The organism is Streptomyces daghestanicus (assembly GCF_020521275.1).
Taxonomy (GTDB): domain Bacteria; phylum Actinomycetota; class Actinomycetes; order Streptomycetales; family Streptomycetaceae; genus Streptomyces; species Streptomyces griseoviridis.
Map to the genome: position 1 here is coordinate 193,433 of NZ_BNDX01000010.1, position 26,514 is coordinate 219,946.

The 26,514-nt window shown below is 74.5% G+C and carries 25 protein-coding genes and 2 pseudogenes; 9 read left to right on the plus strand and 18 right to left on the minus strand.

Going from position 1 to position 26,514, the window contains the following annotated elements:
• Positions 1-38: 38 nt before the first annotated feature.
• Both Sdagh_RS19855 and Sdagh_RS19860 read right to left on the minus strand, forming a co-directional pair.
• Complete coding sequence (locus tag Sdagh_RS19855) at positions 39-632, minus strand: hypothetical protein (protein ID WP_189421863.1); 594 nt, start codon at positions 630-632, stop codon at positions 39-41.
• A 240-nt stretch (positions 633-872) separates the two neighbouring features.
• Positions 873-1,205: pseudogene (locus Sdagh_RS19860) on the minus strand (UTRA domain-containing protein); the annotation flags it as partial.
• Positions 1,206-1,674: 469 nt separating this feature from the next.
• Here Sdagh_RS19860 and Sdagh_RS19865 point away from each other — a divergent pair.
• Entirely contained in the window at positions 1,675-2,745 is a 1,071-nt protein-coding gene (locus tag Sdagh_RS19865) for a hypothetical protein (protein ID WP_189421861.1), read from the plus strand.
• A 17-nt stretch (positions 2,746-2,762) separates the two neighbouring features.
• On the opposite strand, the gene Sdagh_RS19870 is transcribed toward Sdagh_RS19865, so the two are convergent.
• Both Sdagh_RS19870 and Sdagh_RS19875 read right to left on the minus strand, forming a co-directional pair.
• Positions 2,763-3,560 (minus strand): three-fingered domain-containing protein, encoded by a 798-nt coding sequence (locus tag Sdagh_RS19870; protein WP_189421860.1) that lies wholly within the window; start codon positions 3,558-3,560, stop codon positions 2,763-2,765.
• 402 nt (positions 3,561-3,962) lie between these two features.
• Positions 3,963-4,724, minus strand: coding sequence for a phosphoglyceromutase (locus Sdagh_RS19875; RefSeq protein ID WP_189421855.1), 762 nt, complete (start codon positions 4,722-4,724; stop codon positions 3,963-3,965).
• 160 nt (positions 4,725-4,884) lie between these two features.
• Between Sdagh_RS19875 and Sdagh_RS19880 the strand changes: the two genes are divergently transcribed.
• Positions 4,885-6,150, plus strand: a complete 1,266-nt coding sequence (locus Sdagh_RS19880) for an MDR family MFS transporter (RefSeq protein ID WP_190078044.1) — start codon at positions 4,885-4,887, stop codon at positions 6,148-6,150.
• Between the two features lie 20 nt (positions 6,151-6,170).
• Here Sdagh_RS19880 and Sdagh_RS19885 read toward each other — a convergent pair whose 3' ends face one another.
• A complete protein-coding gene (locus Sdagh_RS19885; protein WP_189421853.1) occupies positions 6,171-6,599 on the minus strand; it encodes a DUF2000 domain-containing protein in 429 nt (142 codons plus the stop codon).
• A gap of 50 nt (positions 6,600-6,649) precedes the next feature.
• On the opposite strand from Sdagh_RS19885, the gene Sdagh_RS19890 reads away from it, so the two are divergent.
• On the plus strand, positions 6,650-7,504 hold the full coding sequence (locus Sdagh_RS19890) for an AraC family transcriptional regulator (RefSeq protein ID WP_190011586.1): 855 nt from the start codon (positions 6,650-6,652) through the stop codon (positions 7,502-7,504).
• On the opposite strand, the gene Sdagh_RS19895 is transcribed toward Sdagh_RS19890, so the two are convergent.
• Together Sdagh_RS19895 and mshA are read right to left on the minus strand one after the other, a co-directional pair.
• Positions 7,482-7,985 (minus strand): type III secretion system chaperone family protein, encoded by a 504-nt coding sequence (locus Sdagh_RS19895; RefSeq protein ID WP_189421851.1) that lies wholly within the window; start codon positions 7,983-7,985, stop codon positions 7,482-7,484. The genes Sdagh_RS19890 and Sdagh_RS19895 overlap by 23 nt on opposite strands.
• On the minus strand, positions 7,978-9,315 hold the full coding sequence (mshA, locus tag Sdagh_RS19900) for a D-inositol-3-phosphate glycosyltransferase (protein ID WP_190078045.1): 1,338 nt from the start codon (positions 9,313-9,315) through the stop codon (positions 7,978-7,980). Before mshA ends, Sdagh_RS19895 begins: the two co-directional genes overlap by 8 nt.
• Before the next feature lie 485 nt (positions 9,316-9,800).
• Here mshA and Sdagh_RS19905 point away from each other — a divergent pair, with 485 nt between their 5' ends.
• The 3 genes from Sdagh_RS19905 (at position 9,801) to Sdagh_RS19915 (ending at position 13,758) form a co-directional block, all read left to right on the plus strand.
• On the plus strand, positions 9,801-10,616 hold the full coding sequence (locus Sdagh_RS19905) for a class I SAM-dependent methyltransferase (protein WP_189421849.1): 816 nt from the start codon (positions 9,801-9,803) through the stop codon (positions 10,614-10,616).
• Positions 10,617-10,836: 220 nt separating this feature from the next.
• Positions 10,837-11,904: a C40 family peptidase gene (locus Sdagh_RS19910; RefSeq protein WP_190078046.1), complete on the plus strand. Its 1,068-nt coding sequence runs from the start codon at positions 10,837-10,839 to the stop codon at positions 11,902-11,904.
• A 489-nt stretch (positions 11,905-12,393) separates the two neighbouring features.
• Positions 12,394-13,758 (plus strand): PP2C family protein-serine/threonine phosphatase, encoded by a 1,365-nt coding sequence (locus tag Sdagh_RS19915; protein WP_190078047.1) that lies wholly within the window; start codon positions 12,394-12,396, stop codon positions 13,756-13,758.
• A gap of 36 nt (positions 13,759-13,794) precedes the next feature.
• On the opposite strand, the gene Sdagh_RS19920 is transcribed toward Sdagh_RS19915, so the two are convergent.
• From Sdagh_RS19920 to Sdagh_RS19935, 4 genes and pseudogenes are all read right to left on the minus strand, one after another.
• Entirely contained in the window at positions 13,795-14,130 is a 336-nt protein-coding gene (locus Sdagh_RS19920; RefSeq protein WP_189421899.1) for a DUF2516 family protein, read from the minus strand.
• A gap of 115 nt (positions 14,131-14,245) precedes the next feature.
• A complete protein-coding gene (locus Sdagh_RS19925) occupies positions 14,246-14,827 on the minus strand; it encodes a hypothetical protein (protein ID WP_189421846.1) in 582 nt (193 codons plus the stop codon).
• Between the two features lie 63 nt (positions 14,828-14,890).
• Complete coding sequence (locus tag Sdagh_RS19930; protein WP_226535465.1) at positions 14,891-15,367, minus strand: helix-turn-helix domain-containing protein; 477 nt, start codon at positions 15,365-15,367, stop codon at positions 14,891-14,893.
• Positions 15,368-15,447: 80 nt separating this feature from the next.
• Positions 15,448-16,178 (minus strand): annotated as a pseudogene (locus Sdagh_RS19935) (FAD-dependent oxidoreductase); the annotation flags it as partial.
• A 485-nt stretch (positions 16,179-16,663) separates the two neighbouring features.
• On the opposite strand from Sdagh_RS19935, the gene Sdagh_RS19940 reads away from it, so the two are divergent.
• Entirely contained in the window at positions 16,664-17,071 is a 408-nt protein-coding gene (locus tag Sdagh_RS19940; RefSeq protein WP_189421845.1) for a RidA family protein, read from the plus strand.
• A gap of 67 nt (positions 17,072-17,138) precedes the next feature.
• On the opposite strand, the gene Sdagh_RS19945 is transcribed toward Sdagh_RS19940, so the two are convergent.
• From Sdagh_RS19945 to Sdagh_RS19960, 4 genes are all read right to left on the minus strand, one after another.
• A complete protein-coding gene (locus tag Sdagh_RS19945) occupies positions 17,139-17,696 on the minus strand; it encodes a TetR/AcrR family transcriptional regulator (RefSeq protein WP_189421844.1) in 558 nt (185 codons plus the stop codon).
• On the minus strand, positions 17,689-18,546 hold the full coding sequence (locus Sdagh_RS19950) for an alpha/beta fold hydrolase (RefSeq protein WP_226535466.1): 858 nt from the start codon (positions 18,544-18,546) through the stop codon (positions 17,689-17,691). The genes Sdagh_RS19945 and Sdagh_RS19950 overlap by 8 nt, the downstream gene beginning before the upstream one ends.
• A 37-nt stretch (positions 18,547-18,583) precedes the next feature.
• Positions 18,584-19,009, minus strand: coding sequence for a VOC family protein (locus Sdagh_RS19955; RefSeq protein WP_189421842.1), 426 nt, complete (start codon positions 19,007-19,009; stop codon positions 18,584-18,586).
• 61 nt (positions 19,010-19,070) lie between these two features.
• Positions 19,071-19,574 carry an FBP domain-containing protein gene (locus Sdagh_RS19960; RefSeq protein WP_190011583.1) on the minus strand — a complete coding sequence of 168 codons (504 nt, stop codon included), beginning with the start codon at positions 19,572-19,574 and terminating at the stop codon, positions 19,071-19,073.
• Positions 19,575-19,650: 76 nt separating this feature from the next.
• Between Sdagh_RS19960 and Sdagh_RS19965 the strand changes: the two genes are divergently transcribed.
• Positions 19,651-20,244, plus strand: a complete 594-nt coding sequence (locus Sdagh_RS19965; RefSeq protein ID WP_189421840.1) for a TetR/AcrR family transcriptional regulator — start codon at positions 19,651-19,653, stop codon at positions 20,242-20,244.
• Between the two features lie 37 nt (positions 20,245-20,281).
• The gene (locus Sdagh_RS19970; RefSeq protein ID WP_190078049.1) at positions 20,282-21,448 is read left to right on the plus strand and encodes an SGNH/GDSL hydrolase family protein; all 1,167 of its coding nucleotides are present in this window, start codon (positions 20,282-20,284) and stop codon (positions 21,446-21,448) included.
• A 63-nt stretch (positions 21,449-21,511) separates the two neighbouring features.
• Here the strand turns inward: Sdagh_RS19970 and Sdagh_RS19975 are convergent, their stop codons facing one another.
• From Sdagh_RS19975 to Sdagh_RS19985, 3 genes are all read right to left on the minus strand, one after another.
• Complete coding sequence (locus tag Sdagh_RS19975) at positions 21,512-23,527, minus strand: HelD family protein (RefSeq protein ID WP_190078050.1); 2,016 nt, start codon at positions 23,525-23,527, stop codon at positions 21,512-21,514.
• 103 nt (positions 23,528-23,630) lie between these two features.
• Positions 23,631-24,275, minus strand: coding sequence for a TetR family transcriptional regulator (locus Sdagh_RS19980; RefSeq protein ID WP_190078051.1), 645 nt, complete (start codon positions 24,273-24,275; stop codon positions 23,631-23,633).
• Positions 24,272-26,434, minus strand: a complete 2,163-nt coding sequence (locus Sdagh_RS19985) for a phosphotransferase family protein (RefSeq protein WP_308288754.1) — start codon at positions 26,432-26,434, stop codon at positions 24,272-24,274. Before Sdagh_RS19985 ends, Sdagh_RS19980 begins: the two co-directional genes overlap by 4 nt.
• Between the last annotated feature and the right edge of the window lie 80 nt (positions 26,435-26,514).

Sequence of the window (26,514 nt, forward strand, 5' to 3'; positions counted from 1 at the left end):
CCGCGGCCGGCGGGTCTCCGGCGGAACACGGGAACGCCTCAATCGCAGTTGATCAAGGGCAGGTCGGACCGCACCACGGGGTCGGTGCCGGTGCCGCCCACACTGAGGACGCCTCCGCCGTACCCCCAGGTCAGCTCGTACGTACCGGCCCGAATCGGCCGGTATCCGTCATCGACGGTCCACCCCCCGACCCGCCATCCCAGCCCGCCGAACCCCGTGCGGTACGCCTCACCGTTCCCGATGACGAGGAAGGACGTCTCCCGCACGACGACCCGGCAACCGCCGGGCCCGGCCGGCTCCAGGACGTAGTACTCGGCCTCGTTCAGCAGGTCCCCGGCGGCGGCGAACAGCACCCCGGCCCCGCCGACGCCGGCCGCGGTGACGAGCGCCCAGCGGGGCACCCTCCGGACTCCCTCCCGGGACCCCGCCCGGGACGCGACCGCGCCGAGCCGCAGGAGCAGCAGCCCGCCCAGGACGAACCCGGCCCCCATCCCCCACCCGGGCACCACCCGCCCCGCCACGAGCACCAGGAACCCGCCCCAGCTCACGAGAAGGGCGAGGCCCACGCACACCAGGGCACCGACCTCGGTTCCGAACGCCCGCACGGCGGGCGGCTGTTCCGTCGTCGTCACCGGGGCACCCTACGACTCCGGGGCGCGCGACAGGCGTGTTCGGGCGGGGAGACGGGAGAGGGGAGACGGACGGAACGACGTGCCGGGCCCGACGGCCGGGCGTCCGGCCCCGCAGTCCTCAAGGAGCGTGAGTCGGTACCCCTTCGGCATCACCACCCGGACGACAGCACCGGCGGCTCCGGCAGCGCGGCGCCGCCTCCGTCGCGGTCGGCTCGATGGGCGCCGCGGGGCGGGTCGAATTCAGCTCGGGGCGGCGTCGAAGTCGTACTCCAGGACGTACGAAGAGGCGTCCAGGGTCATCTCGTTGACCTCGACGGCCCGGCCCTCCGCCATGAAGGCCGTACGGCACACGAGGACGACCGGGGTGCCGGCGGCCAGTCTCAGCCGGTCGGCCTCGTCCCTCGACGGCATGCGGGAGCGGATCTCCTCGGGCACCGGCTCGTGGCCGAGTTCGGCGAGCCTGGCGTACGCGCCGCCCGGCCCGGTGTCCTCCCGGGTGACGGCCGACACGGACCGCCCGCTCCCCCACCGCCCCCGGCCCAGCCGCTGGACGCCGCGGCGGCGCAGGGGGCGGCACTCGGTCCGGCGGTCGTCCTCAGTGGCCATTTCGGGACCCTCCTCGTACGCCATGAGTACGTACATGATCGGCAGGAGCGACACCGTTCTGCGTAGAAGGTGTCAGTCACTTGTTCGCGGCGAAGCGGACGGACGCATGTCACTTGACGCACTGGGTTCCGGGCACGCGCGCGAGAATGTGGGGACGCGTTGGAATGTGCTCGATCAGCCACCCGAAAAAACGTTTTGCCGTATCGAACAAGTGGAAAGTGACGTCCATTCACCTTTGGGGCGCACGAGGCCGCGCGGGCGCCAGGTACGGCTTGTTATCGGATGCAGTAAAGTGAAGGCGGACTCAGAGTAAGCCGTGTCAGTGCCCAGTCTGAGCCATTGCGAATGAGCAGTCGCTTACTGCGCTCACCAGGCGACTGCATTTTTTGCATCTTCAGGCCGCACGGGGCTGACACAAAGAGAGGCACAAAGTCCAATGGCGTGCAAGTTCGGGCGCAAGCTCGCCGGGCGTACCATCAGCAAGGCTCAACTCGACCACATCACGGCGGCGGTGGAGCAGAAATTCTCCCCTCTCGATCGCATCGAATTCTCCATAACGAGCGGCCGCTACGAGCATAAGAAACAGTCCCTTGAGTCCGTCATACAAAGGGCTGGATCGCCTACTATCGTTCGTGTTTTTTCGATTGCGGCAGCTTCTGGTCAAAATTTTTTCCAGATGAGCGTGAAGCGCAGCTCGATCAACCTGGTGGCCCAGGGGGACGACGACTACTTCGCCCCGGGCTTCGTCCGCGAGATCAAGAGCATCCTCGTGCCGCAGCCGACCCTGGCGGACAAACTGCTGACGCACCGGGTCCACATGGCCCTCCGATGCCTGCTGTCGATCGCCTGCCTGGCGGCGGTCGCCGTCGTCCTGGTCACCCGCGAACTCACCTGGAACCGGGGCGCCACCGCGGCGCTCAGTGCCCTGCTCCTCCTCTACGTCGAACGGCGCCTCGCCGCCCACGTGCTCCTGACCGCCGACGCGAAGGAGAACTGGAAGACGACCGAGAAACTGGCCCTGGCCGGCGTCGCGGCGACGCTCCTCGTGGGCGCGGTGACGAACGGCGTGAAACTGGCGACGGACACGGACGGCACGACGAGCCCTCCGGATCGGTCCACCACGGCCACCGGGAACCCCTCCGACACGCTGGGGCCGGACCGGGATTCCGCCCCTTCCCGGAGTTCCAGGGACAGCCTGCCCCCCATGGTGTGGACGGAGCCCGCCGTGATCCGCCCCGGAGATACGTTCTTCCTTTCCGGGCGGCGTTTCACGCCCGGCGAGGACATCCGTATCACCGCGCGTTCCGGGTCGGTCTCCTGCCCCTGCACCTTCGCCGACGGACAGCGCACACTCCGGGCCGACAGCAAGGGTGAGATCGGGCCGGTGAAAGGCACCATCGAGGACGACGGCACATGCGGGGAAGCCGAAGTGACGGTATCCGCGAGCCGCAGTGAAAGCCGGCCGAGCACCACGACGGATGTCGAGATGCACGCGCCGGCTCCCTGACTCCGGGAGCGGTCGCGTCACGCCACCGGTCCGAGAGAGCCGTACGCGACGCCGACGAACGCGTCCCGGACCGCTCGGAAGCGCTCCAGCAGGGGATCCCGTACGATTCCGCCGATCAGCTCGTCCCAGTACGCGACGCTGTTGGCCACTTCGAGTACGTGCCCGATCTCTTCCGCGCCCATGGCGCGGCTCTCCCGCAAGGTGAACTCCAGCAGATCGAGCTTCTCCCACCGCTCCTCCTGCTCCAGGCGCCCCCACTGCGCCAACAGTTCCCAGGCCACGTGGGCGGAGTTGTGGTGCGGGTCCTCACACCACTCGGCGTTGCGAGGACACCAGGCGTCCTCCAGTGCCCTGATCGCCGACCGCAGTACCGCCCTGCGGAGCGCCAGTTTCTCCAACTTCGCGCACTGCTCGGCCACCTTCTCCGCTTCACCGAGCACCTCGGGCGGCCCCAGAAGCGCGACGCCCGCCCGTGCCCGCACCACCGCGGTCGCCTTGTGGTCGAGCAGTTCCCGCCGGGAAGCGTGCGGCACCTCCGGCAGCACGGTGACGATTCGCACGAACACATCCACCGCGCTCAGGAACTCGGCACAAGCCGAGCGGCGGACGCTCTCCAGCGACTGCTCGCGCCCCGCGCGCTCCTGTAGCCGGGCCGCCGCCACCGTGGCCCGGGACTGCTCGTGACCCGCCGCCTCGGTGGCGTCAGCGGCTCTGTCCGCAGCACGCCGGGTCCAGTGGGCGGCGAGCAAGGTGACCGGCACCGTGACGAGGGCCGTCAGGGCGCCCGTAGCAGCTACGGCCTGTTCCAGTTGCACATGTCGCACAGTGGTGCCGGAATCCGCCGGCCGGGGCGAAAAGACGGAACCGCTGAGGGGAACCGTCACCCCGTGCTATGGCCTGTCGTTCGGATCAGGTCGCGGGGAATCGGCTGTGCCTTCCTCGCGCCGGTGAGCGGGGCCTGGTGCGTGCGGATGCAAGGCGGAGGAGGGAGCCGACGCGGAGCGTCGGCGAGCGACGACAACGCGGCAGGTGCGCGTGCCAGGCCCCGCGTCCGCGGCGTGATCCGAACGACAGGCCCTAAGCGAGAGCGGCCGGTCCTGCCTCCGTCACCGGGCCCGGTCTCTGCCGTACACCGGGCGACCGAGGCGGCGAACGAAAAGCCCCTTGCCCACGGGAAACCCGCAGGCAAGGGGCAGATCGCTTGGATCGAGCAGGGGTTACTTCTTCTTGCCCTGGTTCTTGACCGCCTCGATCGCCGCCTTCGCGGCGTCCGGGTCGAGGTAGGTGCCGCCGGGGTTGAGCGGCGTGAAGTCGGCGTCCAGTTCGTAGGAGAGGGGGATGCCGGTGGGGATGTTCAGGCCCGCGATGTCGGCGTCGGAGATGCCGTCGAGGTGCTTGACCAGGGCGCGGAGCGAGTTGCCGTGGGCGGCGACCAGGACCGTGCGGCCGGTGAGGAGGTCGGGGACGATCGCGTCGAACCAGTAGGGGAGCATCCGGACGACGACGTCCTTCAGGCACTCCGTCTGCGGGCGCAGCTCCGGGGGGAGGGTCGCGTAGCGCGGGTCGGAGAACTGGGAGTACTCGGCGTCACGGTCCAGCGGCGGCGGCGGGGTGTCGTAGGAGCGGCGCCACAGCATGAACTGCTCCTCGCCGAACTCGGCGAGGGTCTGGGCCTTGTCCTTGCCCTGGAGGGCGCCGTAGTGGCGCTCGTTGAGGCGCCAGGAGCGGTTGACCGGGATCCAGAGGCGGTCGGCGGACTCCAGGGCGAGCTGCGCGGTGCGGATCGCGCGCTTCTGGAGGGAGGTGTGCACGACGTCGGGGAGCAGGCCGGCGTCCTTCAGCAGCTCGCCGCCGCGCGTCGCCTCCTTCTCGCCCTTCGGGGTGAGGTTGACGTCCACCCAGCCGGTGAACAGGTTCTTCTCGTTCCACTCGCTCTCGCCGTGGCGGAGGAGGATCAGCTTGTACGGTGCGTCGGCCATGGGTCCGAGCGTAATCGACGCCCCGCGGCGGCCGCCGCCCGCGCCCGTTAATCAGGTGGTCGGCGGGACGACGGGTGAGTAAGGTGTGCTTGCCCGTTGGGTGCTTACATTGAGCGCTTACACGGGTGCTTACATCTGTGACGAACTCCTCGGGGGAGCCATGCCAGCCGCCGGTCCGATACGTGCTGTCCGGGAGTCCGTCTCCGGGCTCCCCCGCGACTTCTGGTGGCTGTGGACCAGCACCCTCGTCAACCGGCTCGGCGCCTTCGTCGCCACGTTCATGGCGCTGTACCTGACCCTGGACCGCGGGTACTCCGCCTCGTACGCCGGTCTCGTCGCCTCGCTGCACGGGCTCGGCGGGGTGGTCTCCTCGCTGGCCGGCGGGGTGCTGGCCGACCGGCTGGGGCGGCGGCCCACGCTGCTGGTGGCGCAGACGGCGACGGCGGCCTCCGTCGCGCTGCTGGGGTTCATGTCCCACCCGGTGGCCATCGCGGCCGTCGCCTTCCTGGTCGGCGCGGCCTCCAACGCCTCGCGGCCGGCCGTGCAGGCGATGATCGCGGACATCGTGCGGCCCGAGGACCGGGTGCGGGCCTTCTCCCTCAACTACTGGGCGATCAACCTCGGGTTCGCGGTGTCGTCGGCGGGGGCCGGGTTCATCGCGGAGTTCAGTTACCTCGCCGGGTTCCTGATCGAGGCCGCGATGACGCTGGCCTGCGCGGTCGTGGTGTTCGTGAAGCTGCCCGAGTCCCGGCCGGCGCCCAAGGAGAGCGTGGTGGACGAGGCGCCCGTCTCGCTCGGCACCGTGCTGCGCGACGGGCGGTTCATGAGCGTCGTCGGGCTCTCCTTCCTCGTCGCGCTGATCTTCCAGCAGGGGTTCGTGGGGCTGCCGGTGGCGATGGGGCAGGCGGGGTTCACACCGGCCGACTACGGCATGGCCGTCGCCGTCAACGGCGTCCTGATCGTGGTGCTCCAGATCCCGGTGACCCGGTTCATCGAGCACCGCGATCCCCGGCGGCTGCTGATCGTGTCGTCGCTGCTCGCCGGGTACGGGTTCGGGCTGACCGCCTTCGCCGGGTCGGTCGGCGTCTTCGCCCTGACGGTGTGCGTGTGGACGCTGGCCGAGGTGGTCAACGCGCCGACCCAGACGGGACTGGTCGTACGGCTCTCCCCGGTGCGGGGGCGCGGCCGGTACCAGGGCATGTACAGCATGTCCTGGGCGGTCGCCGCGCTCGTCGCGCCGCTGATGAGCGGGTTCGTGATCGACCGGTTCGGCGCCGCGTGGCTCTGGGGCATGTGCGCGGCGGTCGGCACGGTGGCCGGTCTCGGGTACCTGGTGCTGATGCGGCGGCTGCCGGCCCAGGGGGCGCGGGAGCAGACCGTCGCCGGCTCCCCGATGGCGGCCGAGCGTGCGGTCGACGCGGTCTGAACCACGGGTCGGCGCACCCGTCACGGATGCATCCGTGCCCCCTTCAGCACCTTGTCCACCGCGTTCTTCGGGCCGTACACGGCGAGACCGGCCAGGTCGAGGTCGGCCGTGGGGACGGCGCGGACCGCCGCGCGGTTGTCGCGGTCGTTGCCGGTGGTGAAGAGGTCGGCGGTGAAGACGGAGCGGGGCAGGGCGCGGGACAGAGCGCGGGTGTGGGCGGCCTTGAGGGTCTCCTTCGCACCCTCGAAGACCAGGACCGGCTGGCGGAACATGGGCAGGTAGGGCACACCGTCCGCGTCCTCGTACGGTGCGCCGATGACCTCGGGGACCTGCGGCCCCAGGCCGCTGACCAGGAAGGCGGTCACGTTCAGGCGCTGCCAGGTCGCCAGGTCGTCCCGGAGCAGTACGGCGATCTTGGTGTCGAAGCGGACGGGCTCTGCGTCAGTCATGGACAGGAGCATGGCGACCGGGCCGCCGCCCGGTCTTGTACGTTTTTTGCATGACCGCAGCCACCGCAGCCACCGCGGCCGGGCCGGGACCCGGGGACGGGACGGCCGTCTCCGCCTGGCGCCCGGCGGTCCCGGGGGTCGTGGAGGTCTTCCACGCCCGGTTCACGGAGTACGCCTATCCGATGCACGTCCACGAGGCGTGGACGCTGCTGATCGTGGACGACGGGGCCGTGCGGTACGACCTCGACCGCCACGAGCACGGCACCCCGCACGACACGGTGACCCTGCTGCCGCCGCACGTCCCGCACAACGGCTCGCCGGCCGGGCCGGGCGGCTTCCGCAAGCGGGTGCTGTACCTCGACGGCTCCCGGCTGGGCGCGGAGCTGATCGGGCCCGCGGTGGACCGGCCCGACGTACGGGACCCGGTGCTGCGGCGGCGGGTGGGGCAGCTGCACGCCGCGCTGGTCCGGCCCGGGGAGGAGCTGGAGGCGGAGAGCCGGCTGACGCTGATCGGGGAGCGGCTCCGCGCCCACCTCCGGCCGGCCGCCACGCGGCCCGCGCGCCGGGACCCGGTGCTCGCGCGGCGGCTGCGGGAACTGCTCGACGAGCGGCTCGTCGACGGCCTCACCCTGGACCAGGCCACGGCCCTGCTCCCGGCCCACCCGGCCCATCTGGTACGGGCGTTCAGCGGGGCGTACGGCATCGCGCCGCACCAGTACCTGATGGCGCGGCGCGTCGACCGGGCCCGGCGGCTGCTGCTCGCGGGGCGCGCCCCGGCCGACGTGGCCACCGCCACCGGCTTCTACGACCAGGCCCATCTGACCCGGCACTTCAAGAGGCTGGTGGGAGTGACCCCCGGGCGCTACCGGGCGCGTACGGCGCTCAGTCGGCCGGACGCTCGATGAGCTGCTGGAACGCCGCCAGGTTCCGGGTCGACTCGCCGCGGGCCGTGCGCCACGCGTACTCCTTGCGGATGGCGCCGGCGAAACCCAGCTCCAGCAGGGTGTTGAAGGCGCCGTCCGATGCCTCCAGGACCTGGCCGAGCAGGCGGTCGAGCGCGTCGGGGGTGACGGCGGAGAGGGGGAGGCGGGCGGTGACGTAGACGTCGCCGAGCCGGTCGACGGCGTAACTCACGCCGTAGAGCTTGAGGTTGCGCTCCAGGAGCCAGCGGTGGACGCCCGCCTCGTTCTCGTCGGGGTGGCGGATGACGAAGGCGTTGAGGGAGAGGGAGTGGCGGCCGGCGATCAGGGAGACGGTGGTGGAGAGCTTGCGGGTGCCGGGGAGTTTCACCACGTAGGTGCCTGGTTCCGGGCTCTCCCATTCCAGGTCGGCGTCCCGCAGGGTCTCCTCGACGGTGTGCGCCGCCGTCCGCTGTGCGTCAGCCATGGTGGGAGGGTACGCGACGGCGGTGGGCCTGCATCGCGGCCGTGTAGACGTCGGCGGTGGCCGCGGCGGCCGTGTCCCAGCCGAAGGACCGGGCGTGCCGGGCGGCGGCGGTGCCCAGCCGGGTGACCAGCTCCGGGTGGTCGGCGAAGTCGCGCAGGACCCGGGCGTACGCGGCCGGGTCGTGGCCCTGGACCAGGAAGCCGGTCTCGCCGTCGCGGACCGCGACCGGGAGGCCGCCGACCGCCGCGGCGAGCACCGGCGTGCCGGTGGCCTGCGCCTCGATGGCGACCAGCCCGAAGGACTCGCTGTAGGAGGGCATGACCAGCACGGACGCGGCCCGGAACCAGTCGGCGAGCTGGTCCTGCCCGACCGGCGGACGGAACCGTACGACGTCCGCGATGCCGAGCCGGGCGGCCAGCTTCTGCAGGCCCTCGGGCTTGGCGAGGCCGCTGCCGCTGGGGCCGCCGACGACGGGGACGACGACGCGGGAGCGCAGCTCCGGGCGTTCGGCGAGGAGGACGGCGACGGCCCGCAGCAGGATGTCGGGGGCCTTGAGGGGCTGTATACGGCCCGCGAAGAGCGGGATCAGGGCGTCCTGGGGCAGGCCGAGGCGGGCGCGGGCGGCGGCCCGGCCGTCGGCGGGGCGGAACCGGTCGAGGTTGACGCCGGGGTGGACGACGGCCACGCGGGCGGGGTCGGCGGCGTAGTGCCGGACGAGTTCGCCGGCCTCCTCCTCGGTGTTGGCGATCAACCGGTCGGAGGCGGTGACGATCTGGGTCTCGCCGATGACCCGGGCGGCGGGTTCGGGGGTGTCGCCGGCGGCCAGGTTGGCGTTCTTGACCTTGGCCATGGTGTGCATGGCGTGCACCAGGGGGGCGCCCCAGCGCTGGGCGGCGAGCCAGCCGACGTGGCCGGAGAGCCAGTAGTGCGAGTGGACGAGGTCGTAGTAGCCGGGGCGGTGGCCGGCCCACGCCTGCATCACGCCGTGGGTGAAGGCGCACAGCTGGGCGGGCAGCTCCTCCTTGGCCAGGCCCTCGTAGGGGCCGGCGTCGACGTGCCGGACGAGGACGCCCGGACAGAGTTCGACGGTGGGCGGGAGGGCGGCGGAGGTGGCCCGGGTGAAGACCTCGACCTCGATGTTGATCGCGGCCAGGCGCTGGGCCAGCTCCACGATGTAGACGTTCATGCCGCCGGCGTCGCCCGTGCCGGGCTGGTGCAGGGGCGAGGTGTGCACGGAGAGCATGGCGACACGGCGGGGCCTGCGGTGCAGCCGCAGTCGCGCGGGGGCCGCCGCGGACCGACGCCCGAGCCCGCCGGCGTACTGGCTCACGTGGCGTTCCTCCTCGCTGCGGGCAGCCGGTCGCGAGGGCATGGCGCACCCTCCACCGGAGTGGAACGCCGGCCCGGCGTGCCGCATTTCCGGTTTCCTCGCCTTTGCCGAATCATTACCACTGGTCGCTCAACCGTTCGACGGGCGGGTGAGTCCCGGGCGGAAGCCCGAGCGGGGAGGACGCGTACCCGGCGGGCCGCCGAAGGCCCGGTGTCCGCGGGCGGGGCGCGGGAACCAGCCGCCACCGTGGCAGCTTCGGCGCCCCTGGTCCGATGTGGGGGCCGACGGCGGCGTGAGCCTGCCGTACCGCACGGGTCCTCGCGCGCCGCGTCCAGCCTCCGGCCGTTCTCCTGCGCCCGGACGTCGGCACCGAGGGCCCCGACGCACCCACCACCCCTCACTCCTGGCGGCCGGGCCACTGGCGGGACCGCCCGCGCCCCTGAGGCCGTCCGGGTCCGCCGGCGTGGGCGCATACCCTCGTAGGCATGCCGACCCGCGCCGCCGCCTCCCGCCCGCTGGGCACGATCACGCGCGGTACGACCAACCCCAACCGGCTGCGCCGCATGGACCGCTGGATCGTGGCCACGCACGGCGCCGAGCTGCGCCGGGCCGACGATCCGCTCGCCGTCGACCTCGGCTACGGGGCGGCGCCGTGGACCGCCGTCGAGCTGCTGCACCGGCTGCGGGCCGTGGCGCCCCGCGCGCGCGTGAGCGGCGTCGAGATCGACCCGGTGCGGGTCGCCGCGGCCGGGCCGTACGCCCGTGCGGGCCTGGACTTCCGGCGCGGCGGCTTCGAGGTCCCGCTCCCCGGGCGGCCCCTGCTGATCCGCGCGGCGAACGTGCTGCGCCAGTACGACGAGGCCGAGGTGCCCGGCGTCTGGCGGCGGCTGTGCGCGCGGCTGGCCCCGGCGTCGGCGCACTCCCGGGGCGGGCTGCTGGTCGAGGGCACCTGCGACGAGATCGGCCGGCGGCACGTGTGGGTCGCGCTCGGGCCCGAGGGACCGCGCACGGTCACCTTCGCGGCCCGTCTCGGCTCCCTGGACCGCCCCTCCGACCTGGCCGAACGGCTGCCGAAGGCGTTGATCCACCGCAATGTGCCGGGCGAGCCGGTGCACGCCTTCCTGCGCGACTTCGACCGCGCCTGGGCCGCCGCCGCGCCCTACGCCTCCTACGGCGCCCGCCAGCGCTGGACACGCACGGTGCGGGACCTCACCGCCGACTGGCCGGTGACGGACGGCCCGGCGCGGTGGCGGCAGGGCGAAGTGACGGTGCGGTGGGGAGCGTTGGCGCCACGGGGGTGAGCCTCCCCCACCGCTGGGTGCGTCCCTCCGCGGGACAACGGGAGAGGGAACGACTCCTGTCCGCTCCTTCCCCGTTCCTTTCCCTCCGTTCCCTCCTTTCCCTCCGTTCCCTCCGTTCCCTCCTCTTCGCTCCCGACGGCCTCTGTCGCTTCGCGGATCGGCATGGCACGATCCCGGAGACGGAAGTTACTGGCGGTTAACCAAGGTGGGGAGCAGAGGTATGGGACCGGGAAAGCGTGGCCTGATCACCGCGACCGTGGCCGTGGCCTGCGCGGTCACCGTACTGGCGGTGCCGGGCCCGGCCTTCGCGGACCCCGGCCCGACGCCGGCCCCCACGGCCGCCGTCACCCCGGACAAGGACCTTCAAGCCGTACGCGAGACGCTCGACCGGCTCTACCGGGAGGCCGCCGCGGCCACCGACCGGTACAACGCGGCCGAGGAGCGGGCCGAGGAACAGTCCGCGCAGGTCGTGGAGTTGGCCAAGAAGATCGTCGAGGGCCGGGAGAAGCTGGACGCCCTGGAGCGGCGCGCCGCCGCCGCGGCCCGCTCCCAGTACCGCACCGGCGGGCTGCCCGACGAGGCCAAGCTGCTGCTCAGCGACGACCCGGCGGGGTTCCTGGACGGCGCGGGCCGGGTGCTCCAGGGGCAGCGCGCCGCCAAGGGCCTGATCGGTGACCTGCGGCGCGCCCAGGAGAGCCTGGAGGGCTACGCCGCGGACGCGTCCGCCCGCTGGAAGGAGCTGGAGGCCAACCGCAGGGCGAGGGCCGCCGCCCAGCGGCGGATCGAGAAGCGCGTCGCGGCGGCCGAGAAGCTGGAGTCCGAGCTGGCCCGGGAGGAGAAGGAGCGGCTCGCCCGGCTGGAGCGCGAGGCCGCCGAGCGGGCGCAGAACGCCTGGCTCGACTCCGGCGTCCTGGCCGACGCCGACGGCGCGCCCACCGAGCGGGCCGAGCAGGCGGTGGAGTACGCCACGGCCCAGATCGGCAAGCCGTACGTGTGGGGCGCCGAGGGACCGAAGTCCTTCGACTGCTCCGGGCTGACCTCCCGGGCGTGGGCGGCGGCCGGGCACGGCATCCCGCGCACCTCGCAGGAGCAGTGGCGCCGGCTGCGGCACGTCGCCACCGAGGACATCCGCCCCGGGGACCTGGTCGTCTACTTCGAGGACGCCAGCCACGTCGGGATGTACGTCGGTGACGGCAAGGTCGTGCACGCGCCCCGGCCGGGCCGCTCGGTGACGATCACGGGCGCAGGGACGATGCCGATCCTCGGCGTGGTGCGACCGGAAGCGTGACGGTCCCGCCACCGGGGCGGACGCCGGACGCCGGGGGCTCACGGGACGCCGGCGGCACCGGTACGACCGGCGGTACCGGCGCGGTACCGGTGGTACCGGCTCGGAGGTGCTCGCGTCAGGGGCGGACGCGCGGGGCGTACCGGCATCCGGCATCCGGCGTCCACCGGCCGTGGCGCGTACCGGCCCCCGGACCCGCCGCGGCGCCCCCCGGCGGCCGACGTCAGGCCCCGCGCCGGCCGGCCGCGGCACGTGACCGACCCCACGCGCACCCCCGTTCGGGCCCGTACGGCGACGTGACGTTCGTCATCCCGCCGGACCCGGAACCCTGTCCAACTGCGGTACGTAACGCGGCATATGACAGTGGCCGTTGGCCCACGGGCGTGCCGCGCGCCGTTCCGCTGTCCGCCCGGCACCCGCTATGGTCCCCGTCGGTGGGTCGAGGTCCCTCGCCCCGCCGTGCCCTCGGGGGGAGGGAAGGAACCCAAGACGATGTCCGTACCCGTACCGCGGCAGAGAGCGATCCCGGCCGCGGAGAGTGGTCAGGCGCAGGCCGCGCCCGGCGTGCCCGGCGGCGGTCCCTCCGTCGAACGGGCCGCACCGCGCACGGACACCGACGGCACCGCCGCCCAGGGACCCGGCGCCGGGCAGCCCCAGGCCGACCCCGCCGCGCAGACCGGCCTGACGCTGCTGCTGATCGAGGACGACCCGGCCGGTTCGCCGATCGTGCCCGACCTGCTGGACCGCTCCGGCAAGCCGATCCGCGTCCGCACCGCCCGCAACCTGACCGAGGCCGAGCGGCTGCTGACCGACGACGTCCACTGCATTCTGCTGGACCTCGCGCTGCCCGCCCCCGGCCGCCCGGGGGAGGCGGACGGCGACGGCGACGAGCTGGCGGTCCTCAAGCACGTGCTGGAGCTGGCGCCCCGGCACGCCGTGCTCGCCCTCACCGCCTCCGACGACGCCGAGCGCGGCGCCGAGGCGGTGGCGGTCGGCGCCCAGGACTACCTCTGCCGCGACGAACTCGACGGCCGGCTGCTCAGCCGGGCGATCCGCTACGCCGTCGAGCGCAAGCGCTCCGACTCGGCCGAGCGGCGCCTGGCCGAGGGCCGGCTGCGCGCCCAGGAGAACCGCCGGCTGGAGCGCGGCCTGCTGCCGACGCCGCTGCTGGAGGGCTCCTCGCTGCGGTTCGCCGCCCGCTACCGCCCCGGCCGCTCCCGCGCCCTGCTCGGCGGTGACTTCTACGACGTGGTCCGCACCCCGGACGGCACCGTGCACGCCATGATCGGCGACGTCTGCGGGCACGGCCCGGACGAGGCGGCGCTCGGCGTGGAGCTGCGGATCGCCTGGCGCGCGCTGACCCTGGCGGGGCTCTGCGGCGACGAGTTGCTGGGCACCCTCCAGGAGGTGCTGGAGCACGAGCGCCCGCACGACGAGATCTTCGCGACGCTGTGCACGGTGGACATCGCGCCGGACGGCCGCCGGGCCGGCCTGTGCCTGGCCGGTCATCCGGCCCCGCTGATCGCCGGCCCCGGCGCCCCGGCGCGGCTGCTGCCGTACGACAACAACGGCCCGGCGCTCGGGCTGCTGCCGGGCGCCCGCTGGCCGCGTACGCAGGTCGAGCTGGGCGCCGCGTGGAGCCTGATGCTCTACACCGACGGGCTGATCGAGGGCCACGTCGGCGAGGGCCGGGAACGGCTGGGGCAGGACGGGATGGTCGAGCTGGTGCGCGGCAAGTTCGCCGAGGGGCTGAGCGGGGAGGCGCTGCTGCGGGCGACGGTCAACGAGGTCCGCCGGCTCAACGGGGGTGAGCTGGCCGACGACGTGGCGGTGGTACTGCTGGACCGGGAGGCCTGAGCGGGGCCCGCGGCCCCGCGCCGCCCCGGCGTCTGCTCAGCGGCCGCCGTTGTACGGCCCGTAGGGGCCGTCGCTGCTGGAGCCCCGCCGGGTGTTGCGCCCGCCGCCGGGCAGCCCGCGCAGGGCCGGGCGTACGTCGACCATGTAGACGATGGTCGCGACCAGGCCGATGATCGGCAGGAACGACAGGACGTTGAAGATCAGGTTCACCACGAAGGCGAGCCCCAGGATGATCAGCCAGAAGGGCTTGGTCTTCTTGTCGGCCGCGCGGTAGGCGTCCTCGCGGCGCGTGGCGGCGTCGATCAACGCGAAGCCACTGAACACGATCAGGGCGATGCTCAGCAGCCACATGAAGCCCGCGAACCCCTGCATCAGCACAACGTCCACCACCAGACTCGGGTCGTCCCTACGCCGTCACCGTACCCGTACAACGGACCGGGCACCCCGAGGGTGCCCGGTCCGCCGGTGTCCGTGCCCCGCCGTCTCGTCACTTGGCGGACGGCGTGGACTTCTTCGCCGGGGCCTTGCGGGCGGCCGGGGCCTTCTTCGGGGCGGCCGCGGCGGGCTTGTCGTCCTCGACCTCGACCGGCTGGGCCTTCGGCTCGACGGCCACGGCCAGCTCCTCGACGCCTTCGGCGACGTCCTCGATGCTGTCGGCGGCCTGACCGCGCCAGGTCCGCACGGTCTGCTCGCCGTGCTCGGCGACCTTCTCGTAGGCCTCCTTGGCCTTCACGGCGTACTCGGCGGCGACGCCGACCCCGCGCAGCGCGAAGTCCTGGGCGGTCTCGCCGAGCTTCTTCAGGTCGGTGTCGAAGGAGCCGATGAACTCGTTGACCTTGGTCTGGAGCGTCCCCTGCGTCTCCTTGACGCGGGCGGTCGCCTTCTCCTGGACGGCCTTGGGGTCGGTGTTGCGCACCGCCTCGATACGGGCCGGGGCCTCGGCGCGGAGCTGCTCCACCAGGACGGGGACCTTCTTGGCCTGCTGCCAGGCGAGGTCGGCGGTGCCGGCGGCGAAGTAGAGCGGCGTGGGGTCGCTGAGGGTCTTGCGCAGGTCGTCGGTGATGGCCATGGTGACGGTCCTCCCGGATCACGTTCGGCTGAGGGTGTGGGGGGTGCTGGGGGATGCTGGGGGCTACGTCGTGCGCGGACCGGCGTCGCCGTCGCCGGCCGCGGCCGCGCGTATGGAGGTGTCCTCGCCGGGGGCCCCGTCGCTCCCGGCTCCTTCCCGGGCGGTGGCCGGGACGCCGTCCGGCTCCGTCCCGAATCCGTTCTCCTTGCGGAAGGACTCGTAGATCTGGAGCAGGACCTGCTTCTGCCGCTCGGTGAGCGTGGGGTCGGCGAGGAGGACGGCGGTCGTCTCCACCGCGTCCCGGTCGCGCTCGGCGTCGAGGATGCCGGCCCGCACGTACAGCGTCTCGGCGGAGATCCGCAGGGCCTTGGCGACCTGCTGGAGCACCTCCGCGCTCGGCTTGCGCAGCCCGCGCTCGATCTGGCTCAGATACGGATTGGACACCCCCGCGGCGTCGGCGAGCTGCCGCAGCGACAGCTGCGCGGAGCGCCGCTGCTCGCGCAGGTAGTCACCGAGGTTGCCGACGTTGAGCGATGCCATGCCTCCACGATGCACGACTCTGCTAACTATTGCAAGCATACCGCTTGCAAGAGTGACGGCACCCGCTCCCGCACGCCCCCTCAGGACGGCTGGACCTCGTCGAAGAGGGCGCGGGCCGCGGCGGGGCCGGGGCTCACCAGGCGGTGCAGGCCGGCCGCCGTGATCCTCGCCCGCCGCGCGGCCCGCGCCCACGTCCGCTCCTCGAAGGCGCGGACGGCCCCGTCCACGTCCTGGGGCCGGCGGCGAGGGTCTCGGCGAGTTCGGCGCCCTCCAGCATCGCGAGGTTCGCGCCCGCGCCGAGGGGCGCGTCAGATGGGCGGCGTCGCCCAGCAGCGTCACCCCGGCGGCGGTCCCAGGTGTGGGACTCGGGCAGGACGTACAGGGGGCGGCGGGCGAACGCGGTGCCATGGCGCGGGAGGCCGGGGACGGGGGCGGCCCAGCCGTCGAACGTCACCGGCCGGCCCGCCCGCACGGCCCCGGTGTCCCCGTCCGCCCCGGACCACCCGTCCAGGGGCGCGCGGAACCGGGCGTACACCGTGACGTGGCCCCCGCCGTCGCACTGGGCGACGAGGGCCCGGTTCACGCCGTACACCGCCAGGGAGCCGTCGCCGACCAGCCGGGCCAGACCGGGGGGCGGGTGTCCGACGTCGTCCAGGGGGGTCTCGACCGAGGTGACGCCGGTGTGATGCGGGGTCACCGGCGAGACGGCCGGACGGACCCGGGACCAGGCGCCGTCCTCGCCGACGACGAGGTCGTACGCCTCCTCCCGCCCGTTAGCGGACCGGACCAGCACGCCGTCCGAAGCCGAAGGTGTGGCCCACCGGGCGGCGCGGCGCGCCAGGGCCGGGCCGGAGACGGGCGCGGCACACCGCAGCGCAGCAGGCCGAGAAGGGGTACGAGGCCAGGGGGAAGCGGCGTGGGACGAGGCACTCCTGGCGGCGGTGAGGGAGAAGGCCCGTGCCCGTACGCGCTCTCGGTGCCGAAGAGGACGAGGGCGAGGAGGAGCCGGGTGTCCCGCGGCTGCGCGGAGGAGACCGGTCACGTGACGGGCACGCCGAGGAATGCGGCGCCAGCCGGACGGCGTCGCCCCGCGTGCCTCGTGACCGCAGAGCCCGGGGTGCGCCGGGTCCGCCTGGCCCCACCTGACGAGGTGTGCCGGCGCTCGCCCCACCACCCCTCGCCCCCCGTGGTCACCTTCAGGTTCCCCGGTCACCGAAAAGTGCGTTCTTCCACGTCAGCCATCACTCTCCTACGGTTCCCGAGTAACCACTGGAAATCATTGAGGAGGGCCTCGTCATGGCCGTCACCCTGTTGAACCCCGCCGGACTGCCCGTCGTCGACGTCTACCGGCAGGTGTCGGTCGCGTCCGGTTCGAAGCTGGTCTTCGTCGCCGGGCAGGTCGGCTGGGACGCCGACGGCGTCACGGTCGGCGCCGGCGATCTCGCCGCGCAGGTCGAGCAGTGTTACGTCAACATCGCCACCGCCCTGGCCGCGGCCGGCGGCTCCTTCGCGGACGTGGCCCGGCTGACCTGCTACGTCGTCGACTGGACCCCCGACATGATGCCCACGCTGCTGGAGGGCATCGCCCGGGCGTCCGCGCGGCTCGGCATCACCCAGCCGCCGCCGGCCTCGATGCTGGGCGTGGCCGCGCTGGACGTCCCGGAGCACCTGGTCGAGATCGAGGCGACGGCGGTACTCGACTGAGCCGGGGCCGGGGCCGCCCGCCCCCGTCGCCCCGGCTCCCGCTCACCGGGGACCCGCCGGGCGGGCCTCACGCACGAGGCTCCCGCAGCCCCGCGATCAGCGTGCGGATCAGCAGGTCGTAGCTCTCGTCCACGTTCTCGGGGAGGCCGAAGCCGCCCTGGGCCTCCAGGACGGAGAAGCCGTGGACGGCCGCGCGCAGGCACCGCACGGCGTGGACCGCGGCGGAGTCGGCCAGGCCGTAGGCGCGGAGCGCGGCGGTGACGACGGCGACCAGCCGCTCGCCGGCCTCGGCGGTCCGCGGCTCCGGGCTCTGCACGACGGCCTGGTAGCGGTGCGGCCACCGCTGCACATAGCGCCGCCAGGCCGTCATCAGCGCGCGGACCGCCTCGTCGGCGGAGCGGCCGAGGACCGCCTCCCCGACCTGGTCGGCGAGGTCACCGAGGACGCGGGCGGAGACCGACACGCGCAGCTCGGCGAGATTGCGCACGTGCTTGTACAGGGACGGGGTGGCCACGCCCGCCCGCGCGGCCACCGCGGCGAGGGTGAGCCCCTCGGGACCGTCCTCGTCGATGATCCCGAGGGCGAGGTCGACGACCGCGCCCGGCGAGAGCGCCGCCCTAGCCACGCCGGCCTCCGGCGAGGAAGTCCAGGACGAGCGCGGCGACCGCGCCGGGGAACTGGGCGTGCGGGTAGTGGCCCGCGCCCTCGACCAGTTCCAGGCGGCCCAGCCCGGCCGGCAGGGCCGCCACGATGCCCTCGCCCTCCGCGCGCGGGTCGGGCCAGTCGGGGTCGAGCGTGCCCATGATGACCAGGACCGGGCACCGCACGTCGGCGAGCCGGGCGTCCGCCTCGCCGGGCGAGGCCGAACCGAATCGGCTGAACACGGCCATCCGGCCGGGCCGGCGCAGATCCGCGTCGAGCGCGGCGAGGCGCGCGGCGAGGCGCGCGGCGAACCCGGCGGGCCGGGTACCGGGATGGGCGTGGACGAGGTACCGCCGCCACAGCGCCGGGCTGCGCAGCAGGGCGGCGCCCGCCAGCAGGCTCATGCCCTTGCGGTAGCGGGCGTCGGTGAGGAACGCGCCCGGGTCGGGCTTCTGCGTGCGGGTGAACGGGGCGATCTCCACCACCGCGTCGACCAGGCCGGGCTCCCGGGCCGCGGCGATGGTGGCGGCGCCCCCGGCGAAGGAGTGCCCGACGAGCACGGCCGGTCCGCCGAGGTGCCGGATCAGGGCGAGGAGGTCGTCCGCCGTGTCGGCCCGGGTGTACGACGCCCAGCCGGCGTCGGACTCCCCGTGCCCCCGCAGATCGAGCGCGGCGACCCGGTACCCGGCGGCGACGAGCCGCGCGGCCGTCTCCCGGTACGCCGTCCGGTTGTCACCCATGCCGTGCGCGAGCACGACCAGCGGCCCGGCCCCGGCCACCTCGTACGCCAGCCGTCCGCCGCCCTCGGTCGTCAGGAACGAGGTCTCTTCCACAGCTCCGCTAATGCCCATAACCCGAAGGCTAATGCCATTAGCCAGCCATGTCCAGGCCCGGGTCCGGGCCCGCGTCCGCCCCCGCGCCCCCGGCCGGTGCCGCGATGAGACAGAAGGGGTGTCCGGCCGGGTCGGTGAGGACCCGCGCCCGGTCGCCGTGCGGCTGGTGTTCCGGGAGGCCGGCGCCCAGGTCCCGCAGCCGGGCCTCGGCCGCCGCGAGGTCGTCGACGCGGAAGCAGAGGTGGAGCTGCTGCGGGACGTCCTGTCCGGGCCAGCGCGGGGCGCGGTAGTGCGCGACGCGCTGGAAGCCGATGAGCAGACCGCCCTCCCCCTTCAGGCCCGCGAAGTCGGCGTTCGACGCGGGGTGGGGTTCGAGGCCGGTGGCCTGCCGGTAGAAGGCGGCCAGCGCCGACGGGTCGGGGCAGTCGAGCGTGATCGCGCACAGGGACAGCTGAAGGGTCATGCGGCATCCTCCGTCCCGCCGGCCGCCACCCGCCACCCCCGGCCGCCACCCGCCGTCGCCGTCACCTCCGGCCGTCCCGCGCGACGTTGGCCACGAACCCCGTCACGTTCCCCACGGTCCGCGCGATCTTCTCCTCCAGCGTCAGCGACTCGTGCAGCCGCGCCCCCGGCCCCGCGCTGCGCAGCCCCCGTACGTAGAGCGAGCAGGCGAGGTCGCTGCAGAGGTAGACGCCGACCGAGTTGCCCTGCTGCCCCGCCCGGCCCGCCAGCGGGGCGACCATCAGGGAGACGCCGCCGGTGTGGGTGGTCAGGCACATCGAGCACATGCTGCGCCGGGCCTGCCCGGAGGGCGCGGCGGGGCTGCGCAGGGCGACGCCCGCGAGGCGGCCGTCCAGCTCGGTGACGAGGTAGGCGCGGTCGGGGGCCTGGGGGTCGCGCCAGCCCAGGTAGTCCAGGTCCGGCCAGGGGCGGTCGGCCAGATCGCGCGGGACGTGGAGCCGCTTGGCCTCACCCTTGGTGCGGTTGACGAACGCGGCGCGGATCTCGGGTTCGGTCACTGGTTTCATATAGTCGACGGTAAGTTGCCTAAAGGCTTTAGGCAAATGCATACTGCGTTAGGCAGAAGGAAGGATGGTGCAGGACGTGGCACGAGCGGGACTGAGCCGGGAGCGGCTGATCGCGGCGGGCGCCGAGCTGGCCGACGAGGAGGGCTTCGAGCAGGTGACCGTCTCGGCGCTGGCCCGGCGGTTCGACGTCAAGGTCGCGAGCCTCTACTCGCACCTGCGCAACTCCCAGGAGCTGAGGACCGGCATCGCCCTGCTCGCCCTGGCCGAGCTGGCCGACCGGGCCGCCGACGCGCTCGCCGGACGGGCCGGCCGCGACGCCCTGACCGCGCTGGCCGACGTCTACCGCGACTACGCCCACGAGCACCCCGGCCGGTACGCCGCCGCCCAGCTCCGGCTCGACCCGGAGACCGCCGCCGCCAGCGGGGGCGTACGGCAGGCGCAGCTCACCCGGGCCCTGCTGCGCGGCTACGACCTGCCCGAACCGGAGCAGACGCACGCCGTCCGGCTGCTCGGCAGCGTCTTCTACGGCTACGTGAGCATGGAACTGGGCGGCAGCTTCAGCCACAGCTCCCCCGGCCCCGAGGAGTCCTGGACCCGCATCCTCGACGCCCTCGACACCCTCCTGCGCACCTGGCCCACACCCTCCGCCCCCACGCCGACCGGCCCCTGACCCCGCACACCGCCCCCTCACCGACAGGCCCCTGCCCATGCACACCGTTCCCCTCACCACCCCGGACCTGCTGCGCGGCGCCCTGGACGTCGAGCGCACCGAGCACGGCCTGCTGCCGCACCGGCTGCCCGCCCGTGCCCGTGCCCAGTGCGCCGACCCGCAGCTCGCCCAGGCCGAGAGCCAGCCGTCCGGCGTCCGCCTGGCCTTCCGCACCCGGGCCACCGCCGTCGAACTGGACACCCTGCCCACCAAGCGCCTCTACACCGGCGCCCCGCCCCGCCCGGACGGCGTCTACGACCTGCTGGTCGACGGCGTGCCGCACGGCCGGGCCACCGCCGACGGCGGCCACACCCTCACCGTCGACCTGGGCACCGGGACCACCGAGCACCGCCCCGGCACCCCGGTCACCCTGCGCTTCACCGGCCTGCCCGGCCGGGAGAAGGACGTCGAGATCTGGCTGCCGCACAACGAGACCACCGAGCTGGTCGCGCTGCGCGCCGACGCCCCGGTGGCGGCCGTACCGGACCGGGGCCGCGAGGTCTGGCTGCACCACGGCAGTTCGATCAGCCACGGCTCCGACGCCGCGAGCCCGACCGCCACCTGGCCCGCCCGCGCCGCCCTGCGCGCCGGGGTGGAGCTGGTCAACCTGGGCCTGGGCGGCAGCGCCCTGCTCGACCCGTTCACCGCCCGTGCGATGCGCGACACCCCCGCCGACCTGATCAGCGTCAAGATCGGCATCAATCTGGTCAACGCCGATCTGATGCGGCTGCGCGCCTTCGGCCCGGCGGTGCACGGCTTCCTCGACACGATCCGCGAGGGTCACCCGGAGACGCCCCTGCTGGTGATCTCCCCGCTGTACTGCCCGCTCCACGAGGACACCCCGGGCCCCGCCGCCTTCGACCTCTCCGCGCTCGCCGAGGGCCGGCTCGGCTTCCGCGCCACCGGCGACCCCGCCGAGGTCCCCGCCGGGAAGCTGACGCTGAAGGTCATCCGCGCGGAGCTGTCCCGCATCGTCGGTGAGCGCGCGGCCGACGACCCGCACCTGCGCCACCTGGACGGCCTGGAACTGTACGGCCCGGCCGACCACGCCGAGCTGCCCCTGCCGGACGGCCTGCACCCGGACGCCGCCACCCACCTGCGCATCGGCGACCGCTTCGCCGAGCTGGCCCTCGCCCCCGGCGGCCTCCTCGCCCGGACCGCCTGAGCCCCTCGGCCACCCGAGCCGTCCGCGCCGCCCGCGCCGCCCGGAGCCCGCGCGGTACCGCGGTCAGAACGGCAGCGGCCGGGCGTGCACCACGTCCAGCCGGGACACCGCCCGGGTCAGCACCACGTACAGCCGGTTGAGGCCCCGCGCCTCGGCCTCGGCGATCGCCGCCGGCTCCACGGTGACGACGTGGTCGTACTCCAGTCCCTTGACCGCGTCGGCCGGGACCAGGGCCGGGCGGGCGGCCGGCTCCCCGGGGCCGGCCGCCGCGATCCCGGCGGCGGCGAGGGCCGCCCGCACCCGGTCCACGTCCGCGCCGGCCGCGATCACCCCGACCGACCCCTCCCGGCCGAGCGCGGCCCGTACGGCGGCCACCACCGCCTCCGGCACCTCCTCCGGGCCCACCTGACGCATCGTCACCTCGCCGTCGCCGCGCACCGAACGGGCCGGCGGGACGTCGGCGTCCAGCCGGGCGAGCAGCCGGTTGGCCAGGGTGAGGACCGCGCCCGGCACCCGGTGCCCCCGGGTCAGTTCTGCCACCGCCGCGTCCGGCCGCCCCAGATGCCCGAGGACCGTCCGCCAGGAGCGGGCCGCCCACGGGGTCGTGCCCTGGGCCAGGTCCCCGAGGACGGTCAGCGACCCGAACGCGGCCCGCCGGGCGATCGCCCGGCACTCCATCGGGGAGAGGTCCTGCGCCTCGTCGACGACGATGTGCCCGTACCCCTCGGGCCGGTCGAGCAGCCCGGCGACCTCGTCGAGCAGCACCAGGTCGGCGGCGGACCAGCGGGCCGACCGCCACGACCGGGGCGGCTTCCGCCACAGCACCGCGGCCCGCTCCGCGCCGTCCAGCACCCCGTCCGCCGCGACCGCCAGCGCCGCCGCGTCGCCCAGCAGCCCCGCGACCACCTCCTCGGGCCGCACCCGCGGCCACACGGCGTCCAGCAGGGCGGTGACCGGCCGGCTCCGCCCGGTCCGCCGCACCCACCCCGCGCCGCAGGTCTCGCCGCGCCGCTCGGCCTGCTCCCGCAGCAGGCTCACCAGCCGGGCCCGTATCCGCTCCCGCCCGACGGCGTACGGCGGTTCCTCCGCCCGGACGTCCGCGACGATCCGCGCCACTTCCCCGGCCGGCACCCGCCGCCGGTACGCGCCGTCCGGCACCTCCAGCTCCGGGACCGCCCCGCCGGTGATCCGCCCGTACAGCGCCCGGCGGAGCACCCCGGCCATCCGGACGTCGTGCTTGACGGCGGCGGCCCGCTCGTCGTCGGTGCCGGTGACCGGGTGCCGGGCGATCTCCTCGGTCAGCGTGGACTGCCGTACGCCGCTCTCGCCGAGGGCGGGCAGCACCTCCGCGATGTACCCGAGGAAGGTGCGGCTGGGGCCGAGGACCAGCAGGCCGCCGCGGCGCATCCGGCGGGGGTGGGTGTAGAGGAGGTAGGCGGCGCGGTGCAGGCCGACGGCGGTCTTGCCGGTGCCGGGGGCGCCCTGCACGCAGACCGAGCCGGCGAGCCCGGCGCGGACCAGATCGTCCTGTTCGGGCTGGATGGTCGCGGCGATGTCCCGCATGGGCCCGACGCGGGGGCGTTCGATCTCCCGGGCGACGATCTCGCTCACCCGGGACTCGCCCCGCGCGAGGTGCTCGTCCTCCAGGCCGGTCAGGTCGGCGGAATCGCCCCGGCTGCCGGGTGCCCAGCCGAACCGGCGGCGGATCTCCACACCCTGTGGATCGCGGGCGGTGGCCTGGTAGAAGGCGCGGGAGACGGGGGCCCGCCAGTCCACGACCAGCGGCGGGGCGGCCGGGTGCTCGGAGATCCGCAGCCGGCCGATGTGCAGCGGTCCCTCGGCGAGGTCCAGCCGGCCGAAGAACAGCGGGCCCTCGGGCAGGTCGCGCAGTTCCTTGGCGCGGCTGCGCAACCGGTGCCCCAGGACCTCGGCGTCGGCACCGGAGGCGGAGACGTCCTCGCCGGTGACGACGTGGTCCTGGGCGCCGTCGACCATGGCGGCGAGGGCGGTACGGCAGTGCTCGTGGTGGGCGCGCTCCCGGTCGAGGGCGGCCAGGAGGGCGGGCTCGGGTGACGTCATTCCCCCGAGCGTAGCCGATTTCTTAACTCGGTAACGTTTTTAACCGAGCCTCATTCGCCGCTCTTCCTTCACCGCCCCCGTTCACCGGGCCCGTTCCCCGGCCTCACTCGGCTCCGGGGCGCGGTCCCGTGCCCCACCCGGTCCCGGCCAGGCGCGGCAGCCCCCTCGCCAGCTGTTCGAACGCCCGCCCGGCCGCCGCCACCGCGTCCTCCTGTACGTCCTCGGCCCGCTCCCCGCCCGCGATCCGCCGCCAGTTCTCCAGCGCGAGCACCCGCTGCACGGCGATGATCTGGCCGGCCGCCAGCCGGGCGTCCAGGTCGCCGCCGAGGGCGTCGGCGAGCGCGGCCTCGGAGCGTTCCTGGTAGGCGTACACCCGGGCGGCGAGGGCGGGGGTGCCGTAGAGCAGCCGGTGGAAGGCGAGCACCTCGGGGTGGTCGTTGAGGCCGGTCACCGGGTCGTGCCGCTCCAGCCCGGCCAGGAAGTGCCGGCGCAGCGCCGTCAGCGGGTCCGGGCCCTCGGCCGCCACCCGCGCCGCCTCGTCCTCGTGGTCCGCGATCCGGTGCAGGACGAGGTCCTCCTTGGCCGGGAAGTACCGGAACAGCGTCGGCTTGGACACCTCCGCCGCGGCCGCCACCTCGGCGACCGACACGGCGTCGAAGCCCCGCTCCATGAACAGCCGGACGGCGGTGTCCGACAGCACCTGGTACATCCGCTGCTTCTTGCGCTCCCGCAGGCCGGTCTCGGTCATGGGGCGAGCGTACGCAGCCGCCCCCGCAGCCCCGTGCCCAGGCGGCGCACCGGCAGCCCCAGGGCGCCTGCGGCCATGGCCAGGGTGACCGCGTAGGAGTCGGCCGCGCGGCGGACGTTGGGCGCGTCCAGGCTCGCGCCGGTCACCAGCCGGTCGAGGTCGATGTAGGCCGACCGGACGGCCTCCAGCCTGCGGTACGTCCGCCAGTCCTCCCGCCAGCCCCGGGTGTGCTCCGGCGGCAGGACCCGCTCCCAGCGGCGGAACATCCGGGTCCGGATCTCCGGGCGGGTCGGGGTGAGGTGCAGGTGCCGGACCAGGTCGTACAGCGGGTCGCCGACCACCGCCAGCTCCCAGTCGATGAGGGTCAGCGCCAGGTCGTCGTCCCGGCGGACCAGGTTCCACGGGTTCAGGTCGCCGTGCAGCAGGGCCGGCCGCCGCTCGCCCACCGTCTGCCGGGACAGGACGCGCCGCAGCCGGTCGGCGTCGGGCAGCCCGAGCCGCCGGGCGAGGCTCAGGGACTCGGCGGGCAGTTCGGCGACGAGCGTCCCCAGCTGCTCCACCAGCCGGGCGTGGAAGCCGCTCCGTCCGGCCACCGGGTCGAGCTGCCGGTAGTCGACGCGGGTCAGGGCGCGGAGCTGGTCGACGAGCCCGTCCGCCTCGTGCGGCAGCAGGCCGTCCACCGGATGGCCGGGGGGCCGGTCGGCGTCCCGGGGGCCGGCGTAGGTGTGGATGGCGAAGGGGTCCCCCGCACCGCTCTCGCCGAGGGCCAGCACGCGGGGCGCGGCCACCCCGGCGCGGGCCCGCTCGATCGCCCGCAGCACCTGGTGCTCACTGAGGATGCCGCGCTCGCGGCGGCGGTCCACGGGCAGCTTCCGCCGGACCACCACGGGGGCCGCGGCCCCCGGCACCCGGACGACCGTGTTCAGGTGCGCGGTCCCCTTGAACACCCGGTGCGCCGGGGCGGCCCCCTCCAGGAGCAGCGCCTGCCGCACGGCGGCGTCGGGGAAGTCGTCCCGCTCGGGGACGCGGCGGTCCCGGAGCCAGGGGTGGACGCGGCCCGCGGAGCGCCGTACGGCGGTGTCCGGCCGGGACGCCCACCACCGGTACAGCGCCCGCTCGACCTCGGGGCCGCGCGGCACCCGGCCGAGCCGGAGCGGGCCCGCCCCCGCCTCCAGCGCGCCGCGCACCGCCCGCTCCGCCGCCGCCAGCCGCTCCTCGGTGAACGACTCCTGGAGCGACCGCGCGGCCCGCATGACGTCCGGGTACACCGACTGGGCGCGCTCGAAGGCGAGGTAGTGCCGCAGGTCCCGCCCGAGCCCGTGCGCCGCGGCGGGCCGCAGCCGCTCCATGGCCGCGCCCCACGCCTCGGTCACCTCCGGCCACTGGTCGGCCGGGTACCGCATCCGCACCAGATGCGTCGCCAGGTCGTGCAGCGGGTCCCCCCAGGTCGCCAGCTCCCAGCCCACGCAGGTCAGCCGGGGCCCGTCGGGGCCGTCGGAGACGATGACATTGGCCCGGTGCAGATCGGTGTGGAGCAGGCCGAACGGACGCCGGGTCAGCGCGGGCGTCCGCTCGGCCAGCCCCCGCAGCGCGTCCTCGGGCACCCCGAGCGCGGCGAACAGCCCGCCGAACTCGGCCGCGTTGGCCTGTCCGACCTGTACGTCGGCGCAGGATGCCAGCGTCCGCAGGAAGCCCTGCCCGTCCGTGCCGTTGCGCGGCCAGGCCGGCGGCAGGGGCGGGAGCGCGGCACGGCGGACCCGGGTCGTCGCCGCCAGCAGCCCGGCCAGCGCCTCGACGAGGGGGCGGTCGACGGGCTTGCCGTCCGGGCAGCGGGCGGCGAGGCTGCTGCCCCCGACGTGGCTGTGGACGGCGAAGTCCGCCCCGGCGGCCAGACACACGGGGACGGGCAGCAGCCCCCGGAGGGCGTCGAGCACGGCCGCCTCGTCCCGCCAGGTCCGGATCACCGCGGGCAGCGCCCCGGCCCGGCGGACCCGCACGACGACGGGCTCCCCGGCGACCCGCCCGAGCAGTCTCGCCGGCCCGTCCGGCAGGGGGACGACGTAGTTCCGGTGGTGGTGTCCCTGGAAGGGGGTCCCCCGGGCGACGGCCAGCCGTACGAGATCACGCAGCGGGTCGGGGGGAGGAACAGGTACGACCACTGGCCGCTCCGTGCGGAAGGGACGGGTGGAACGAAGGCGGGCGCGATGCCCGGGACGGCGCGGGGCGGGGTGCCGCCCGT